The 17,203-nt window shown below is 73.4% G+C and carries 14 protein-coding genes; 8 read left to right on the forward strand and 6 right to left on the reverse strand.

The window, feature by feature from the left end; translation table 11 throughout:
- Positions 1–285: 285 nt before the first annotated feature.
- Entirely contained in the window at positions 286–3,540 is a 3,255-nt protein-coding gene (locus B5P21_RS13110) for an efflux RND transporter permease subunit (protein WP_094171433.1), read from the reverse strand.
- Positions 3,541–3,728: 188 nt separating this feature from the next.
- Here B5P21_RS13110 and B5P21_RS13115 point away from each other — a divergent pair, with 188 nt between their 5' ends.
- The 3 genes from B5P21_RS13115 to B5P21_RS13125 are packed head-to-tail and all read left to right on the forward strand — an operon-like array spanning position 3,729 to position 4,847.
- On the forward strand, positions 3,729–4,127 hold the full coding sequence (locus B5P21_RS13115; protein WP_045526928.1) for a DUF2256 and DUF3253 domain-containing protein: 399 nt from the start codon (positions 3,729–3,731) through the stop codon (positions 4,125–4,127).
- 17 nt (positions 4,128–4,144) lie between these two features.
- The gene (locus B5P21_RS13120; protein WP_094171248.1) at positions 4,145–4,543 is read left to right on the forward strand and encodes an LPS-assembly lipoprotein LptE; all 399 of its coding nucleotides are present in this window, start codon (positions 4,145–4,147) and stop codon (positions 4,541–4,543) included.
- A gap of 22 nt (positions 4,544–4,565) precedes the next feature.
- Complete coding sequence (locus B5P21_RS13125; RefSeq protein WP_045526924.1) at positions 4,566–4,847, forward strand: hypothetical protein; 282 nt, start codon at positions 4,566–4,568, stop codon at positions 4,845–4,847.
- Here the strand turns inward: B5P21_RS13125 and B5P21_RS13130 are convergent.
- The 4 genes from B5P21_RS13130 to yczR form a co-directional block, all read right to left on the reverse strand.
- Positions 4,817–5,881, reverse strand: a complete 1,065-nt coding sequence (locus tag B5P21_RS13130; protein ID WP_052663172.1) for an FUSC family protein — start codon at positions 5,879–5,881, stop codon at positions 4,817–4,819. The genes B5P21_RS13125 and B5P21_RS13130 overlap by 31 nt on opposite strands.
- Positions 5,882–6,008: 127 nt before the next feature.
- Positions 6,009–8,090 carry a glycogen debranching protein GlgX gene (gene glgX, locus B5P21_RS13135; protein ID WP_094171249.1) on the reverse strand — a complete coding sequence of 694 codons (2,082 nt, stop codon included), beginning with the start codon at positions 8,088–8,090 and terminating at the stop codon, positions 6,009–6,011.
- Positions 8,091–8,194: 104 nt separating this feature from the next.
- A complete protein-coding gene (locus tag B5P21_RS13140; protein WP_052663171.1) occupies positions 8,195–9,211 on the reverse strand; it encodes a trypsin-like serine peptidase in 1,017 nt (338 codons plus the stop codon).
- Positions 9,212–9,308: 97 nt separating this feature from the next.
- Positions 9,309–10,751 carry a MocR-like transcription factor YczR gene (gene yczR, locus B5P21_RS13145; RefSeq protein ID WP_094171250.1) on the reverse strand — a complete coding sequence of 481 codons (1,443 nt, stop codon included), beginning with the start codon at positions 10,749–10,751 and terminating at the stop codon, positions 9,309–9,311.
- A 63-nt stretch (positions 10,752–10,814) separates the two neighbouring features.
- On the opposite strand from yczR, the gene yczE reads away from it, so the two are divergent.
- From yczE to B5P21_RS13170, 5 genes are all read left to right on the forward strand, one after another.
- A complete protein-coding gene (gene yczE / locus B5P21_RS13150) occupies positions 10,815–11,480 on the forward strand; it encodes a membrane protein YczE (protein ID WP_045526920.1) in 666 nt (221 codons plus the stop codon).
- Between the two features lie 88 nt (positions 11,481–11,568).
- The gene (locus tag B5P21_RS13155; protein WP_015489467.1) at positions 11,569–13,629 is read left to right on the forward strand and encodes an APC family permease; all 2,061 of its coding nucleotides are present in this window, start codon (positions 11,569–11,571) and stop codon (positions 13,627–13,629) included.
- A 148-nt stretch (positions 13,630–13,777) separates the two neighbouring features.
- Positions 13,778–14,644 carry a hypothetical protein gene (locus tag B5P21_RS13160; protein WP_094171251.1) on the forward strand — a complete coding sequence of 289 codons (867 nt, stop codon included), beginning with the start codon at positions 13,778–13,780 and terminating at the stop codon, positions 14,642–14,644.
- Complete coding sequence (locus B5P21_RS13165; RefSeq protein WP_045526915.1) at positions 14,641–15,060, forward strand: phage holin family protein; 420 nt, start codon at positions 14,641–14,643, stop codon at positions 15,058–15,060. The genes B5P21_RS13160 and B5P21_RS13165 overlap by 4 nt, the downstream gene beginning before the upstream one ends.
- Positions 15,057–15,620, forward strand: a complete 564-nt coding sequence (locus B5P21_RS13170; RefSeq protein WP_045526913.1) for a DUF3618 domain-containing protein — start codon at positions 15,057–15,059, stop codon at positions 15,618–15,620. The genes B5P21_RS13165 and B5P21_RS13170 overlap by 4 nt, the downstream gene beginning before the upstream one ends.
- Positions 15,621–15,927: 307 nt before the next feature.
- On the opposite strand, the gene B5P21_RS13175 is transcribed toward B5P21_RS13170, so the two are convergent.
- A complete protein-coding gene (locus B5P21_RS13175) occupies positions 15,928–17,058 on the reverse strand; it encodes an FAD-dependent oxidoreductase (RefSeq protein ID WP_045526910.1) in 1,131 nt (376 codons plus the stop codon).
- Positions 17,059–17,203 lie beyond the last annotated feature (145 nt).

A 17,203-nucleotide genomic window follows, 5' to 3' on the forward strand; every position in this document is an offset into this window, starting at 1 on the left:
TGCGCATGTGCGAAGCAGCGCGCTACAGGATCAGGGTGCGCAGAGCTGCTCTCAACCCGGGCAGTCGTCGACCGGGGGCCGTGTCATCGCGTGACGTACCCCTCTGCGGAACGAGAGGGGGAAACCGGCCCACCTGACTGACAAATCCAATCCGCCCGGATGGATGGTCCGGTAGCGGTGTCAAGAGCCGACGGGAGCACACTACCGGACCGGCGCCCCGGGCACCAGGGCAGCGCTCCGCCCGGGCGCGCCCCGCGGCGCCCCCGGGCGGGGTCGGGAGCGCGGTCAGCCCGCGGTGCCGGCCTCGGTCGTCGTCGGGGATCCGCCCGCCGGCAGCCCGCGCTCGGCCCGCTTCCGCTCGCCCCTGGCCCGGATCCGCAGCGCCGCGCGCTCCACGAGCGAGTACAGCGACGGGAGCACGAGCAGCGTGAGCACGGTCGACGACAGCAGGCCGCCGATCACGACGATCGCGAGCGGCTGCGAGATGAACCCGCCGTGCCCGGTCAGCCCGATCGCGAGCGGCAGCAGCGCGAAGATCGTCGCGAGCGCCGTCATGAGGATGGGCCGGAGCCGTCGCCCGGCACCCTGCAGGATCGCCTCGCGCAGGCCCATGCCGCGCGTCCGGTACTGGTTCACGAGGTCGATGAGCACGATCGCGTTGGTCACGACGATGCCCACGAGCATCAGCAGGCCGATGATCGACGCGACGCCCAGCGGGATCCCCGTCACGACCTGCAGCAGCACCGCGCCGGTCGTCGCGAACGGCACCGAGACGAGCAGCACGAGCGGCTGGATGAGGCTCCGGAACGTGGCCACCATGATGATGTAGACGATCAGGATCGCCGCCAGCACCGCGAGCCCGAGTTGCCCGAACGCGTCGGACTGCTGCGACGCGACGCCGCCGAGCGATGCCTGCGCGCCGGCCGGCAGCTGCACGCCAGCGACGGCCTGCGACACCTCGGACGAGGCGAAGCCCACGTCGTCGCTGCCGGGCGTCGCGCTCACGGTCGCGCTGCGGAAGCCGCCCGTGGTCGTGACGGTCGCGGGTCCGTCGGCGACCTCGACGGTCGCGAGGTCGCTGAGCGGCACGAGGCCGCGCGCGGTGGGGATCCGGAAGTCGCGCAGCCCCTGCAGGCTCTGCGCGGCGTCCGGGTCCTGGATGTAGATGGACAGCGTCTTCTCGTCGATCACGACCTGCCCCACCGCCGCCGGCAGCCGACTCGCGGTGACGATGCCGCCCACGGCCTGCTCGCTGAGCCCGGCCGCCGCGGCCTTCGCCCGGTCGACCGTCACGGCGATGTACGGCTGCGTCTCGGAGAGGTTGCTCGTGGCCTGCTCGATGGAGGGGATGTCCTTCACGGCCGCGAGGATCGCGTCGGCCGAGGTCTTCAGGTCGTCGGCGTCGTTCGCGGTGATCTGCACCTCGATGTCGCTCGAGGAGAACCCGCCCGAGGCCGCCGCGAGCGACACGTCGCCCACGTCGGTGAGGCCGTCGACCGCGGAGCGCACGCCCTCGCGGATGGCGTCCTGGTCGGCGTCCGGATCGGTCGTGAGCGCGAAGGTGATCCCGCCACCGCCCCCGAATGCCGACGTGAGCGACGTGCTGTCCGAGCCGATGGAGGTCTGCACGGTCTCGACGCCCTGGAGGCCGATGAGCGCCTGCTCCACCTCCGTGGCCGCCGTGTCCTGCGCCTCGAGGCTCGTGTCGCTCGGCAGCTCCTGCGAGACGGTGAGCGTGTTCTGCCCGCTGTCGCCGAGGAAGTTGGTCTTCATGCTCGGGATGAGCGCCACGGTTCCGCCGAGCACGAGGATCGCGAGGACCAGCGTGACGGCCGAGCGCTTCAGCGTCCACGCGAGGATCGGCCGGTAGCCACGCTGGAGGCGCGTCGGGGCGCCGAGGCCCTCGCCCCCGCTCTCGCCGTCCGCGGCGTGCGATCCGCGGGCCCGCCGTCCCGATCGCGCGCGGTCGTCGACGGCGCCGCGGACCGCCGCGTGGGCGCCCGTGCGCGTGGTCTCCGCCGACGCCGCCGCGGCGGCCTTCCTCCGCGCCCGACGCGACTCCCCCTCGGGCCGCAGGAACCAGTACGCGAGCACCGGCACGATCGTCAGCGCCACGAACAGCGACGCGGCGAGCGCGATGGTCACGGTGAGCGCGAAGGGCCGGAACAGCTCCCCCGTGATGTCGCCCACGAGCGCGATCGGCAGGAACACCGCGACGGTCGTGGCGGTCGAGGCGGTGACCGCGCCGGCGACCTCCCGCACGGCCGCGCGGATCGCCTCGAGCCGGTCCGGCGTGAAGGAGAGGTGCCGCTTGATGTTCTCGATCACGACGATCGAGTCGTCCACCACGCGCCCGACCGCGATCGTGAGCGCGCCGAGCGTGATGATGTTGAGCGTGTAGCCCGAGGCGAGCATCCCGATGAAGGTGATGAGCACGGACGCCGGGATGGAGATCGCCGTGACGATCGTCGACCGGATCGACATCAGGAACACGAGGATCACGAGCACCGCGAACACGAGGCCGAGCAGGCCCTCGGTCGTGAGGCTCGAGATCGACTGCTCGATGAAGGGCGCCTGGTCGAACACGACCGTGAACTTCGTGCCGCTGCCCAGGTCGTCGGAGAGCTGCGGCAGGAGCTGGGTGACGAGGTGCGACACGTCGACCGTGTTGCCCGCGGGCGTCTTGGTCACGGCGATCGTGAGCGACGGCTGGCCGTCGACGCGCGAGATGCCGGTGGTCGGATCCTGCCCGAGCTCCACGGTGGCGACGTCGCCGATCGTGACCGCCCGCCCGCCCGCGGCGCCGAGCAGCGGCAGCGACGCGAGGTCCTGCGTGGATCCGAGGCGCGTGCCCGACTGCACCGACAGCGTGGTGCCGTCCTCCGTCACGGATCCCGCGGGCAGCAGCGAGCCGTTCGCGTCGAGCGCGTCGCGGATCGCCTGGTTCGTGAGGCCCTCCGCCTGCACCTTCGCGGGATCCGGCGTGATGACCACGCGCTGCCCGACCGTGCCGAGCAGGCTCGCGTCGCGCACGCCCTCGAGCTTGCGGATGTCGGCGAGGGTCGAGCGCTCGAGCGCGGCCGTGAGGTCCTGCGGGCTGAGGTCGCTCGTGACCGCGATCTGGATCACCGGCAGGTCGTCGATGCTGCCCGCGATGACGACGGGGTCGATGCCGTCGGGCAGCGTCGTGCGGATCCGGTTGATGGCCTGGTCGATCTTCTGCTCGGCCGTCGCGAGGTCGGTGCCGTACGTGAACGACGCGGAGATGACGGACGAGTCGGTGCGCGAGGTCGCGGTGGACGACTCGAGGCCGGGCACCGCCTGGATCGCGCGCTCGATCGGCGTCGACACGTCGGTGTCCACCACCGCGGGCGACGCCCCCGGGTACGCCGTGACGACCGCGAGCTGCGGGAACGACACCGAGGGGATGAGCTCCTGCTTGAGGGTCGTCAGCGCGATGCCGCCGAACACCCCGATGACGATCGTGATGAGCGCGATCAGGGCCCGGTTGCGGAGGCTGAAGACGGAGAGGAGATGCAGGGGGTGCTCCTTGTGCGATGCGGGCCGCGGGTGCGGCGGTCGCTCGGACCGCTGATCGCCCGCACCGGGAACCCGCCCCGTGGGGGAAGTATCGCACCCGGCGTCGGGAAATCCCCGCTCGCGCGGGGTTTTCAGTAGTGCGTCACCGCATCCGGCCGACACCCCTCCGCACGGAGCATGCTGGAGGGATGGCGCACCGGGCATCGAGCACGAAGGACACCGTCCCCGAGCCCAAGACCTGCGCCTCGTGCGGCCGCACCATCGAGTGGCGCAAGAAGTGGGAGCGCGACTGGGACGCGGTGCGCTACTGCAGCGACGCCTGCCGTCGCCGCGGCGTCACCGACGTCGACGCGGCGCTCGAGCGGCGGATCCTCGACCTCCTCGCGCACCGCGCCGGCGGCGCCACCATCTGCCCGTCCGAGGCCGCCCGCGCGGAGTCCCCCGACGACTGGCGCGACCTCATGGAGCCGGCCCGCCGCGCGGCCCGGCGGCTCGTGGAGGCGGGTGAGGTGGAGATCACGCAGAAGGGGTCGGTCGTCGATCCCTCCACGGCCAAGGGGCCCATCCGCATCCGCCGTCGTCGCTGACGAGGCACACTAGGGGGATGCATCGACCGACCCTGACCGTCCTGGCCGCCATCGCGAGCGCGGTGCTCCTGTCCGGATGTGGGGTCCAGTCGCAGTTCCAGACGCCCACGACGGAGATCTACGCGACCACCGCGGACGCCCAGACGGCGCTCGGCGCGTCCATGCCGACGTGGATCCCGGCCGACGGCACGCTCATCCGCACCAAGCCCGAGGCGAAGGAGGGCAGCATCGTCGCCGTCCAGACCGCGACGCCCGCTCCCGCGCCCGGCGGCTGCACCGACCTGCAGATGAGCGCCCTCCAGGACACCTGGTGGCCGCCGGAGATCGACCCCGCGACCGTCACCTGCACCGACGGCTGGAACCTCTTCGGCGCGAACGGCCGCATCTACGGCTGGAGCACCACGGTCCTCCCCTAGGCCGTGGCCGGGTGAGCGGACGATGACCACGCCCCGGACGCGCGCCCGCCTGCTCCTCGCGGGCGCCGTGGTCTGCGTCCTCGTCCTCGTGCCCGCCGCGGCGCTGGCCGCCGTCGCGCTCGTCCAGGGCGCGATCCTCGTCGACGAGCTGCCCCCGCCGGACTTCGGCATCGCGACCTCGCCCGAGTACGAGGCGCTCGGCCGGCAGGCGCTCGTCTGCGGCGCCGTCGCGGTCCTCGCGCTGGCCGGCCTCGTCGTCGGCGTCGTGCTCCGTCAGACCGGTCCGAGGGCCGCCCGCCGCTGACGCCTCGCCGCCAGCGCCCGCAGCACGAGGATCACCACCACGCCGACCGCCGCTCCCACGACCGTGTCGACCACCCGGTCGGCCACGAGCGGCAGCACCGGCAGCGTCCGGCCGAGGCCGCCCATCACGAGCGCGAGCGGCGTGATGAAGACGAGCGCGAGCCCGTAGTGCGTGCCGACCGCGAGCTCGGCGGCGAACTGGCAGGCCACCGCCACGGCGATCACGGCAGGCGCGGGCAGGTGCAGCGCGAGGATCCCCGCGGCCACGACCGACCCGGCGAGCGTCCCGAGCACCCGGTGCGCCACGCGCGTGAACGACAGCGGCCCGCGCACCACCGGCAGCACCGCGACGAGCGTCACGACCGCCCAGTAGTGGTGCCCGAGGCCGAGCGCCACGGCGATCGCGCCCGCCACGAGGGCGCCGACGACGTTCGCGACCACGGCCGTCCACGCGGCCGGGTCGCGGTGCACGGCGGCGTCGCGCACGGGGATCCGCGGCAGTGCGCGGAAGCGGTGCGCCTGCGCGTCCGGCGCCCAGCGCCGCAGCAGCCAGCCGGACATGCACACGCCGGCGGAGAAGAGGATCGCGGCGACCGCCGTCACGAGCGCATCCCGCGCCTGCGCGCCGTCCACCGGCACGGCCGCGCACACGACGAGCCCGAACACGGGGAACAGCGGATGCGGCGGCACGAGGCTCATGGCCGTCGACACGAGCGACGCCCCGCCCAGCACGATCGCGAGGCCCACGGCCTCGAGCGCGAGCGGCGCGTCCGCGAGCGACAGCAGCACGCCCGTGGTGATCGCGACGAGCATCATCGCCGCCCCGGCGCCCACGCTCGCGCGCCGCAGCCGGTAGCGCTCGTTGCGCCCGTAGAGCCCGGTGAACGCGCCGAACGACGCGTACAGCGCGAGGTCGAGCCGGTCGATCGCGAGCAGCACGACGAGCGGCACGAGCAGGCCGACGCTCGCGCGCATCGCGGCCTCGAGGTCGAGCGTGCGGGTCGACGGCGGCCGGGGAGCGAGCGAAGACGTCACACGGGATCCGATCTCCCCGGGAGCGGAATCGGGGCCTCCCCACGCTACGCCCGCCAGGGGCCTCGCCCGCACGCGCCGACGCGCCCCCGGTATCCCGAGGGCGCGTCGGTCGATCTCGCGGGTGCGGCTAGGAGCGCGCGGCCCGCAGCACGGTGAACGAGCGGTCGCGCACGAGGATGCTCGTCGCGTCCTCGGTCGCGTTCTGCTCGGAGTCGGACGAGATGGCGAGGTGCCACGAGACGCCGAGCCCGGAGGGCAGCTGGAACTCGACCGGGCCCTCGGCCGCGTTGAACGCGACGAAGAACGCGTCGCTGTCCTTGCCCTTCATGATCACGCCGATGCTGAAGGCGTTCGGGTCCTCCCAGTCTTCCGGGTTCAGCGTCTTGCCATCGGCGCGGATGAAGCGCACGGCCTCCTCGGCGCCCTCGACGTCGTCGCCGCGGAACAAGATGGGACGCAGCGCGCGGTTGCCGCGGCGCAGTCGGATGAGCTTCCGCGTGAAGTCCTGCAGCTCGCGGTCCGCGTTCGCCCAGTCGTACCAGGAGATCTCGTCGTCCTGGCAGTACGCGTTGTTGTTGCCGCCCTGCGTGCGCGCGATCTCGTCGCCGCCGAGCACCATCGGGACGCCCGACGACAGCAGGAGCGTGCCGAGCATGTTGCGGCGCTGGCGGTCGCGGATCGCGTTGACCTCGGGGTCGTCGGTCGGCCCCTCGACGCCGGCGTTGGACGAGCGGTTGTCGCTCTCGCCGTCGTTGTTGTCCTCACCGTTGGCCTCGTTGTGCTTCTCGTCGTAGGAGGTGAGGTCGGCGAGCGTGAAGCCGTCGTGCGCGGTGATGAAGTTCACGCTGCACAGCGGCGAGCGGCGGCCGGACTCGTACACGTCCGGGCTGCCGGTGATCCGCTGGGCCAGCGCGCCGAGCACGTTCTGCCCGCTGTGCCAGAAGTCGCGCACGTCGTCGCGGAACTTCCCGTTCCACTCCGACCAGTCCGCGGGGAAGCCGCCGACCTGGTAGCCCGCGGTGTCCCACGGCTCCGCGATCATCTTCACGGGCGCGAGCACCGGGTCCTGGTGGATGAGGGTGAGGAACGCGCTGTGGATCTCCGCGTCGCCGTCCTGGCGCGTGAGCGTCGTGGCGAGGTCGAAGCGGAAGCCGTCGACGTGCATCTCCTCGACCCAGTAGCGGAGCGAGTCCATGATCAGGGCGAGCGCGGCCGGGTGGCCGACGTTGAGGCTGTTGCCCGTGCCGGTGGTGTCGAAGTACGACGCCTCGTCGCCCTCCACGAGCCGGTAGTAGGACGCGTTGTCGATGCCCTTGAGCGACAGCGACGGGCCCATGTGGTTGCCCTCCGCGGTGTGGTTGTAGACCACGTCGAGGATCACCTCGAGGCCGGCGGCGTGCAGCGCTTTCACCATCTCCTTGAACTCGGCGACCTGCTGCCCGCCGTCGCCCGCGGAACTGTAGTCGGAGTACGGCGCGAGGAAGCCGATGGAGTTGTAGCCCCAGTAGTTGCGGAGGCCCTTCTCCTCGAGGTGCGAGTCCTGCATGAAGTGGTGCACGGGGAGGAGCTCGACGCTCGTGACGCCGAGGTCGGTGAGGTACTCGATGGCGCTGGGGTGCGCGAGGCCGGCGTACGTGCCGCGGATCCCCTCGGGGACCGACTCGAGCTGCTGCGTGAAGCCCTTCACGTGCACCTCGTACACGACGGTCTCGTCGAGCGGGGTGCGCGGGGCCTCGTCGTCCTCCCAGTCGAAGCGGCGGTCGGCCACGACGGAGCGGGGCATGGACGCGGCGGAGTCGGCCTCGTTGATGGCGTCCGGGTCGTCGAAGGTGTGCGCGAAGACGTCCTCGCCCCAGGTCGGGTGGCCCTCGATCGCGATGGCGTAGGGGTCGAGCAGGAGCTTGGCCGGGTTGTGGCGGAGCCCGCGGGACGGGTCCCACTCGCCGTGGACGCGGAGGCCGTAGCGGGTGCCGATGCCGGCGCCCTCGACGAGGCCGTGGAACACGAGGCCGGTGCGCTCGGAGAGGCGCGTGCGGGATTCGGTGCCGTCGTCGTCGAAGACGCACACCTCCACCGCCTCGGCGGTCTCGGAGTACACGGCGACGTTCAGGCCGCTGGGCAGCCCTCCATCTCGCGCGACGACGGTCGCGCCGAGCGGGTACGGGCGGCTGATGTAGGAACGGCTGATGGGAGGGAGGTCGATGGTCACCGGTTCAGTATGCTCGCGCCCGTCCGAGCCGTTCGTGCACGAAGGGCATCTGCACAGGCGGGAGCCGGATCCGTCGCCGAGCGGCTCCCGCCCGGGCGGCCGGCCTACCGGGCGGGAAGCGCCGCGAACGCCCGCTGCGCCTCGGCGCCCCAGTCGGCGAGCACGACGTCCGCGCGACCGCGCGCCGGGTCGGCCGGCGATGCGACCACGGACCGCAGCTCGGGTCGGAGCTCGCCGCCCACCGGGACGCGCGCTCCACGGGTGTAGATCGGCGCGCCGCCTGCTCCCTCGCCGAGGGCGCAGGGCAGGGAGACCGTGTGGTGCGCGGAGCGCTGCGGGATGCCGGCGCACGCGACGAGCCGGTGTCCGGAGTACGGCGCCGCCTCCGGGTAGCCGAGGACGGACAGGGCGCCGGCCGCGCCCTGCGCCGGGAGGAGCGGGCGGTCGAACACGGGACGGGCCGCGCTGACCACGTCCTCGAGGCGCCTGCCGTCGAGGGAGTGGACGCGGGCGAAGCCGGCGTCGTCGGCCGTGGCGTGGGTGCGCGTCCAGGATGCGGTGACGGAGCGGGCGCCGAGCGGCCAGAGGCCGTGGGGAGCCTGGGCGTCCTTCGTGCCGGGGACGAAGGTGGCGAGCCGCGTGGGGTCGCCGGTGCGGGCGTCGACGAGGCAGTGCGCGGCCGTGGCGATGGCGTCGCCCTCCGCGGTGTCCACCACGCTCGCCGTGCAGGTCCGGTTGCGGCCGTCGGCCACGTAGAAGAGGACGCCCACGTAGGTCAGGCCGGGGTGCTCGACGAGGCGCGACGGCGTGGACGCCGCGGGGGCGTCCGCGGCCTCCTCGGAGGCGAGCGCGTCGGCGCGCCGCTCGGCGGTCCAGTAGCCGGTCGCCTCCTGCGCCGCCGCCGTGGAGAGGGTCGTCGTCTCCGCGCCGGCCGCCGGATCCGCGGCGGTCGCGGCAGACGCCGGGCTCGGCACCGCGACCGCCAGGGAGGCGGCGACCGCGAGGACCCCGAAGCCCGCGAGGCCCGCGAGCGGACGGCGTCGGCCGCGCGCCTGCTGCGGACGGTCCTGCGGGTCGCGGATGTCGGGGGCGGTGGCTCCACGGGTCGGACGCGTGCGCATGCGGGCTCCTTCGAGGCTCGGGGTGGGGACGGCATCGACGGTAGCCGCGCCGCGACGGCTGGCTCGGGATCCGTCCCCACCCGCAGCCCGGTCCGGCCTAGACGAGGACCGACCGGTCGACGAGGTCGAGGCCGGGCGCCGGGGCGAGGCCCCGCCAGGCCTCCTCGAGGAGGTCCAGGGCGCGGTCGGTCTGCGCGGGAGGCGACGTGATCGGGATCCGCAGGAACCGCTCGAAGGCGCCGTCGTGCCCGAACCGGCCGCCGCCCGTGATCATCATCCCGCGGGCGCGCGCGGCGAGCGCGAGCTCGGTGCTGACGGGCGCGCCGATGCCGACCCAGACCGCGAGCCCGCCGTCGACGTGCGGGACCTCCCACCCGGGGAACCGGCGCGCGAGCTCGGCCTCGACGTGGTCCCGCGTCTCGCGCAGGCGCGCGCCGCGCTCGGCGAGGATCGCGTCCATCCCGCCCAGCACGTCGGCCACGACCAGCTGCTCGAGCACGGGCGTGCCGAGGTCGCGGGCCGAGCGCGCCCGGGCGAGCTCGCGGAGGAGCGGACGGCCGGCGCGGATCCACCCGACGCGGAGCCCGCCCCACACCGTCTTGCCCACCGACCCGACGAGCACGACCGCGCCCGGCGACCCGTGCACGGCGAGCGGCGGATGCGCGGTCGGCCGGTCGATGTCGAGCTCGGCGGTCGTCTCGTCCGCGACCACGGTGACGCCGTGCGCCTCGGCGAGCGCCACGATCCGCGCCCGCTGGTCCTCGGGCATCGTGCGTCCCGTCGGGTTGTGGAAGTCCGGCATGAGGTAGGCGAGCGCGGGCCGCGTGCGGCGGATCGTCTGCTCGAGCACGTCCGCGTCCCAGCCGTCGGCGCCGACGCCCGCCCCCACGAGCCGCGCGCCGGCGTCGCGCAGGGCCTGGATCGCATGCGGGTAGCTCGGCTGCTCGACGAGCGCGCGGTCGCCGCGGTGCACCAGGACGGAGGCGAGGAGGCCGATCGCGTGCTGCGCGCCGACCGTCACCATGACGTCGTCGGCCTCGGTCGGCAGGCCGCGCGCGCGGTAGCGGGCGGCGATCGCCTCGCGCAGCTCCGGGAGACCGTCCACGTCGTAGCCGTGCCCCTCGAGGTGCGCGGGCAGCCGGGCCGCGGCGCGCAGCGCGGCGTCGGCGAGCGCGGGCGCCGCGGGCACGGCGGCGCGGCTCATGTCCGCCACCTCGCGGCCGTCGCCCTCGGCGCGGGGCGCGCTCCGGGGGATCCGCGTCACGCTGCCCGAGCCGCGGCGGCTCGCGAGGTGGCCGGTCGCGCGCAGGGCCGCGTAGGCCGCCGCGACCGTGGTGCGGCTGAGGCCGAGCGCGGCCGCGAGCTCCCGCTCGGCGGGGAGCCGCGCGCCGACGGGCACGCGCCCGTCGAGCACGAGGTGCCGGATCCCGTCGGCGAGCGCCTGGTACGCCGGCGCCCCGGGTCGCGCCCACTCCCCCAGCAGCGTCGTGAGGGCGGTCGGTCCGAGCACGGCGGAGGGAGCGGATCCGGCGAGGGTCATGAGGCCACAGCCTGTCGATTGGCCTCTTGTCCCACAACCCCCGGGCGCGATTGGATCTCCCACATGCTCCGTCGCTCAGTCCAGTTCGCCCTCGGCATCTTCCTCTACGGCTTCGCCATCGGCATGATGCTGCAGGCCGCCGTCGGCGTCTCCCCCTGGGACGTGCTGAGCCAGGGCGTCGCCCTGCGGACCGGCCTGCCGTTCGGCGTCGTCACCAACATCATCGGCGCGCTCGTGCTGCTCCTCTGGATCCCCATCCGCCAGCGTCCCGGCTGGGGCACGGTGCTCAACGTGGTCTTCGTCGGCTACAGCGCGCAGGTCGCGCTCGCGGTCGTCCCGGCCTTCGACAGCCTCTGGATCCGCATCCCCCTCTTCGCCGCCGGCCTCCTGCTGCTCGGCCTCGCGACGGGCCTCTACATCGGCGCGCACTTCGGCCCGGGTCCGCGCGACGGCCTCATGACCGGGATCCACCGGCGCACGGGCTGGCCGGTGTGGCGCGTGCGCGTCGGGATCGAGCTGGTCGTGCTCGCGATCGGCTGGGCGCTCGGCGGGGACGTGGGGTTCGGCACGCTCGCGTTCGCGCTCCTCATCGGCCCCGTCGTCCAGCGCGCCCTCCCCCTGTTCGACCTGCCCGTGCCCGCCCGCGCGCCACGTCGCCGCACGCGCGGCGCCGCCCAAGACGACCCCGCGGGCACCCTCCCCACGGGCCCGGTCGCGACGGTCGGGTAGTCCGCGGGGCGACGGGGATCCAGCGGCCTCACGGCCCGCTCCCGGCGCCGTCGCGGCCCGGGCGCGTCGCCATGTATCGTGGCCGCTCGTGACTCCGGACCCCCAGGCTCCCGAGAGCAGTCCCGCCAAGCGGCTGCTCATCGGCGAGAAGCTCGCCAGCGACAAGCTCGAGGGCCAGCTGCTTCCCAAGCACCTCGCGCTCCCCATCTTCGCGAGCGACCCGCTCAGCTCGGTCGCCTACGCGCCGCAGGAGCTGCTCCTCATCCTCACGCTCGGCGGCCTCGCGTTCCTGAGCTTCGCGCCGTGGGTCGCGGCCTGCGTCGTGATCCTGCTGGTCGTCGTGGTGCTCAGCTACCGCCAGCTCATCAAGGCCTACCCGTCGGGCGGCGGCGACTACGAGGTCGCCCACAAGAACCTCGGCGAGAAGGCCGGCCTCGTCGTCGCGTCCGCGCTCCTCGTCGACTACATCCTCACGGTGGCGGTGTCGGTGGCCTCCGGCGTCGACAACATCATCAGCGCGATCCCGGAGATCGCCCCGTTCCGCGTCGAGATCGCGGTCTTCTTCGTGGCGCTCCTCGCGGCCGTGAACCTCCGGGGCGTGCGCGAGTCGAGCAAGGCCTTCGCGGTGCCCACGTACCTCTTCATCGCCAGCGTCGGCCTGATGATCGTGGTCGGCCTCGTCCGCACGGCCCTCGGCGACCCGCCCGTCGCCGAGTCCGCCGCCTACACGGTCGAGACCCCGAGCCTGTCGCAGGTCGCCTTCATCCTCCTGCTGCTCCGCGCGTTCTCGAGCGGCTGCTCCGCGCTCACGGGCGTCGAGGCCATCTCCAACGGCGTCCCCGCGTTCCGCACGCCCAAGGTCAAGAACGCGCAGGCGACCCTCGTGATCATGGGCGGCACCGCCATCGTGCTGTTCGTCGGACTCACGACCCTCGCGCTCATCGCGCAGGTCCACTACGGCGAGCACCCGTGCGACCTCATCGGCTGGACCGGATGCGCCACGGAGCCGCAGAAGAGCCTCATGGCGCAGGTGGCCGGGGCCACGTTCGGCAACGGCAGCGTGATGTTCTACCTGCTCCAGGCGACCACCGCCGCCGTCCTCCTGCTCGCGGCCAACACCGCGTTCAACGGCTTCCCGCTGCTCGGCTCCGTGCTCGCGAAGGACGCCTACGCCCCCAAGTCGCTGCTCACGCGCGGCGACCGCCTCGTCTACAGCAACGGCATGCTGCTGCTGGCGCTCGGCGCGACGCTGATCCTCGTCGTCTACCAGGCGAACCTCACGCAGCTCATCCAGCTCTACATCATCGGCGTCTTCGTGTCGTTCACCCTCGGGCAGACCGGCATGGTCGTGCACTGGACCCGCATGCTCCGCGAGGGCTGCGCGAACCGCGGCGAGGTGATCCGCGGCCTCGCCATCAACGCGTTCGGCGCGCTGCTCACGGCGCTCGTGCTCATCGTCGTCACCATCACCAAGTTCACGCACGGCGCCTGGCTCGTGTTCGCGATCATGCCGGTGCTGTTCCTCCTCATGCTCGGCGTGAACCGCTACTACCGCGACGTGGAGAAGGAGATCGAGGTCGACCCCGTCACGGTCTTCGGCTCCACGGGCGACCACGCGGTCGTGCTCGTCGGCCGCATGCAGAAGCCGGTCCTCAAGGCCCTCGACTACGCGATCGCCGCGAACCACGACAGCATCGAGGCGGTGCACGTCTCCGTCGACGACGAGGCGACGAAGCTCCTCGAGCGCCAGTGGATCGAGATGGAGATCGAGATGCCGCTGCGCATCGTCGCCTCCCCGTACCGCGACATTAGCTTCCCGCTCATCAAGTACCTCAAGTCCCGTCGGGCGGAGCACGGCAGCGAGATCATCACGGTCTACACGCCCGTCTACATCGTCGGCCACTGGTGGGAGACGCTGCTGCACAACCACAAGGCAAGACGGATCCGCCAGAAGCTGCTCCTCGTGCACGGCGTCACGCTGGCGCTCGTGCCGTGGCTGCTCGACTCGTCGGAGCTGATCTACGGCCGCCGGTCGCGGCCGGTGCCCGGGCAGGACCGCCGCGGCGAGCCCGTGCGCCCCGCCGTCCGCCGATCCGGCCCGCCGCCGACGACGCCCGTGAAGCACACGAGCGGCCGCCGGACGCCGTGATCGGCGCGCGCCCCTAGCGCATCTACGCACGAATAGTTAGGGGGCCCCCTTTTTGGACGGGGGGCTATGCACTGCCCTCCACTCGGAGTTTCGTGTGGACTCCCAGGGCCCGAGCCCTGGGGGAACTCCAGCAGCGAGAGGGAATCACATGTCGAACGACCTCACCCCGGCGTCGCCCGCGGGCGGCGGATCCATCGCCGACGACGCGTACGTCGCCGCCCCCGACCCCGCCTACCCCGGCACGACCGGCGGCAGCGCGACCGACGGCGACGGCAGCAGCAGCAGCACGAAGGACACCGCGAAGGAGCAGGCCGCGTCCGTCGCCGGCGACGCGAAGGCCGGCACCCAGCACGTCGCCGGCGTCACGAAGGACGAGGCCGGCAAGGTCGCGTCCGAGGTGAAGTCGCAGGCGCAGGACCTCATCGCCCAGACCCGCGACCAGCTCCGCGAGCAGACCGGCGTCCAGCAGGAGCGCGCCGCGGGCAGCCTCCGCACGCTCAGCGACGAGCTCCGCGACATGGGCGACAAGTCGGAGAGCACGGGCCTCGCCGGCGAGCTCGTCTCCCAGGCCGCCCAGCGCGCCGGCAGCGCCGCGTCCTACCTCGAGGGTCGCGATCCGGGGACGCTCCTGCAGGACGTCACCGACTTCGCGCGCCGTCGCCCGGGCCTGTTCGTCGGCCTGGCCGTCATCGCGGGCGTCGCTGCGGGGCGCCTCACCCGCTCGCTGACGAGCGAGGCGCGCGACCAGAAGGAAGCCGAGCAGGCGACGCCGTCGACCGGCACCTCGACGACCGCGACGACCTCCGCCCCCGCGACCACAGACCGCGCAACGGGCTACGTCACCCCCGCGGTGCCGACCATGACGTCGACCTCGCCCACCGCCCTCAGCACGGACGAGCCGGTCGGCGTCGGATCCGACGGCGCCTCCACGCCGCTCTACGACCAGACGCGCACCACCGACCCGCTGACCGAGACCTTCGGCGCGGGCGGCACGTCCGACGGATCGCGCGCATGACCGACGGACGCACCCCGTCCGAGGAGAAGGCCGCGACCACCAGCCTCGGCGACCTCCTCGGGAACGTCACGAAGGACGTCTCCACGCTCATGCGCCAGGAGATCGCCCTCGCCAAGGCGGAGATCAGCGACTCGGCGAAGAAGGCCGGGACGGGCGCCGGCCTCCTGGGCGGCGCCGGGTACGCGGGCCTCATGGCCGTGTTCTTCCTCTCCGTCGCCCTCATGGTCGGACTGGGCTACCTGTTCGACAACCAGGCCTGGGGCGCGGTCGTCGTGGCCGTCGTCTGGGCCGTCATCGGCCTCGTCATGTACCTGCAGGGCCGCAAGCAGCTGAAGACCGTGCAGGGCGCGCCCCGCACGGCCGAGAGCGTCAAGAAGATCCCCGAAGCGATGAAGAGGAACGAGGCAGACCGATGAGCGACAACCCGGAGCAGATCCGTGCGGAGATCGAGCGCACGCGGAACGAGCTGAGCATCGACGTGGACGCGGTGGCCGACAAGGTCACGCCCGCGAAGGTGGCCCAGCGCCAGACGGACAAGGTGCGCGGCGCCCTGTCGAACGTGAAGGACAGCGTCCTCGGCTCCGCGGGCGACGCCCGTTCGAGCGTGGGCGACGCCGTCTCCGGCACCGCGGGCGCCGCGAAGGGCAAGGGCCAGGGCAACCCGCTGGGCCTCGGTCTGGTGGCGTTCGGCGCTGGACTCCTCATCGCCTCGCTGATCCCGGCGAGCGACAAGGAGAAGGAGCTCGCCTCCACCGTCAAGGACAAGGCGCAGCCCCTCGTCGAGAAGGCGACCGACGCGGCCAAGGACGTCGCGTCCGAGCTCAAGGAGCCCGCGCAGCAGGCCGCCGCGGCCGTCAAGGACACCGCGACGGACTCCGCGGACACGGTGCGATCCGAGGCCCAGTCGACCGCGCAGGACGTCCAGGCGTCGGCGCAGGACGCGAAGCAGGCCGTGCAGGACGACGCGCGGAGCTGATCCTCGGGCTCCCGGAGGTGAGCCGCGCCTCGCGGCGCGGCTCACCTCCGCCATGTCGACGCCCGACAGCCGTGTCCTCGAAAAGGAGGACACGACGGTAGACTCGTTGGTGCACGAACTCTTTCCCCGAGAGCTCGTGCAGGTCGACCAGGCCGCGGGGTGCGCCAATGTCGGCGCACCCCGCGCCGGTCGGGTCACGTCCGGACCGACCCGTGAGGTCCGGATGGACGTGGGGGCCTCGCCGCGAGTACCCGCGGACGGCGCGGGCCCCCACGCCCCCTCCCCCGTGGATCCCCGGCGCGACGCCTCAGCCGAGGGCCGCGATGACCTGCCGAGCGACGCGCCGCCCCGCGCGGTTCGCGCCGATCGTCGACGCCTGCGGTCCGTAGCCCGCGAGGAACAGGCGCGGATCCCGCGCCGAGACACCGGACTCGACGCGCACGCCGCCCTCCTTCTCCCGGAGGCCGAGCGGCGCGAGGTGCCGGATCTCCGGGCGGAAGCCGGTGGCCCAGATCACGGCGTCGACCTGGTCCCGCCCGCCGTCCGTCCAGACGACGCCGTCCTCCTCGAAGCGCGCGATGAGCCCCTGGCTGTCGAGCACCCCGCGTCGGATCCCGGCGACGATGCGCCGCGTGCGCGGCACGCCCGTCCCGCTCACGATGCTCGGCAGCGCCTCCCCCGCGCGCGCGGCCCGGTCCTGCAGGTCCACCGCGCGCACGGCGGCCTCGACGTCGAGCTCGCCCGCCTCGAGGAAGTCGACGGGACGCCTCGTCGACCACATGGTGCGCGCGGCCACCCCCTCCAGCTCGAGGAGGAAGCCGATGGCGGAGGTGCCGCCGCCCACGACGAGCACGCGGAGCCCCCGCAGGTCGGCCGCCGCGCGGTACCCGGACGTGTGCAGCTGCCGTCCGCGGAAGGCCCCGAGCCCGGGGTACGAGGGGATGAACGGCGCGCCCCACGTGCCGGTGGCGTTGACGACGAATCGGGCGACGCGGTCGCCGTCGGTGGCGCGCACGAGGAGGGGGCGGGCGGAGTCGGAGGGGTGCGCGGCCCGGCGGCGCGACGCGGTGGGCGGTGGCACGTCCGCGTCGAGCACCGCGCGCACCTCGACCGGGCGCGCGACCCGAAGGTCGAAGTGCTGCTCGTAGCGGGCGTAGTGGTCGCGCACGACGTCGCGCGCCGGGAGGCGGCGATCGGCCATCGCGAACGAGATGCCGAGCTCGGACATGCCGGGGAGGTCGGCCACCCGGTGCGCGGATCCCAGGCGGAGCGCCGCCCACCGGTGCTGCCAGGCACCGCCCGTGGTCGGCCCGCGGTCGAGGACGACGGCGTCGGTGCCCATGCGGAGTCCGAGTCGCTGCAGGTGGTACGCGACGGAGAGTCCGGCCTGTCCGGCACCGATGACCACGACCTGGGTCTCTGCCGGCTCGGAGGTCATGGGACGACCAGGCTAGCGCCCGCTCCCCGGCGCAGGGCGATCCCGGGACGAGGTCGTACGATGCCCGTGCACGCTCTCCGGACGGGGAGGACACGCCCGGGGCGACGAGGGCCGCATGTTAGGGTAGCCCCTAGGTTTTCTCCAA

The sequence above is a fragment of the Clavibacter michiganensis subsp. insidiosus genome, from assembly GCF_002240565.1.
GTDB lineage: Bacteria > Actinomycetota > Actinomycetes > Actinomycetales > Microbacteriaceae > Clavibacter > Clavibacter insidiosus.

Bases quoted from the DNA above. Each gene is read 5' to 3' on its own strand.
- B5P21_RS13115 (WP_045526928.1), top strand. From the start codon at position 3,729: ATGGCGCACCGGGCATCGAGCACGAAGGACACCGTCCCCGAGCCCAAG.
- B5P21_RS13120 (WP_094171248.1), top strand. From the start codon at position 4,145: ATGCATCGACCGACCCTGACCGTCCTGGCCGCCATCGCGAGCGCGGTG.
- B5P21_RS13125 (WP_045526924.1), top strand. From the start codon at position 4,566: ATGACCACGCCCCGGACGCGCGCCCGCCTGCTCCTCGCGGGCGCCGTG.
- B5P21_RS13140 (WP_052663171.1), bottom strand. From the start codon at position 9,211: ATGCGCACGCGTCCGACCCGTGGAGCCACCGCCCCCGACATCCGCGAC.
- yczR (WP_094171250.1), bottom strand. From the start codon at position 10,751: ATGACCCTCGCCGGATCCGCTCCCTCCGCCGTGCTCGGACCGACCGCC.
- yczE (WP_045526920.1), top strand. From the start codon at position 10,815: ATGCTCCGTCGCTCAGTCCAGTTCGCCCTCGGCATCTTCCTCTACGGC.
- B5P21_RS13160 (WP_094171251.1), top strand. From the start codon at position 13,778: ATGTCGAACGACCTCACCCCGGCGTCGCCCGCGGGCGGCGGATCCATC.
- B5P21_RS13165 (WP_045526915.1), top strand. From the start codon at position 14,641: ATGACCGACGGACGCACCCCGTCCGAGGAGAAGGCCGCGACCACCAGC.
- B5P21_RS13170 (WP_045526913.1), top strand. From the start codon at position 15,057: ATGAGCGACAACCCGGAGCAGATCCGTGCGGAGATCGAGCGCACGCGG.
- B5P21_RS13175 (WP_045526910.1), bottom strand. From the start codon at position 17,058: ATGACCTCCGAGCCGGCAGAGACCCAGGTCGTGGTCATCGGTGCCGGA.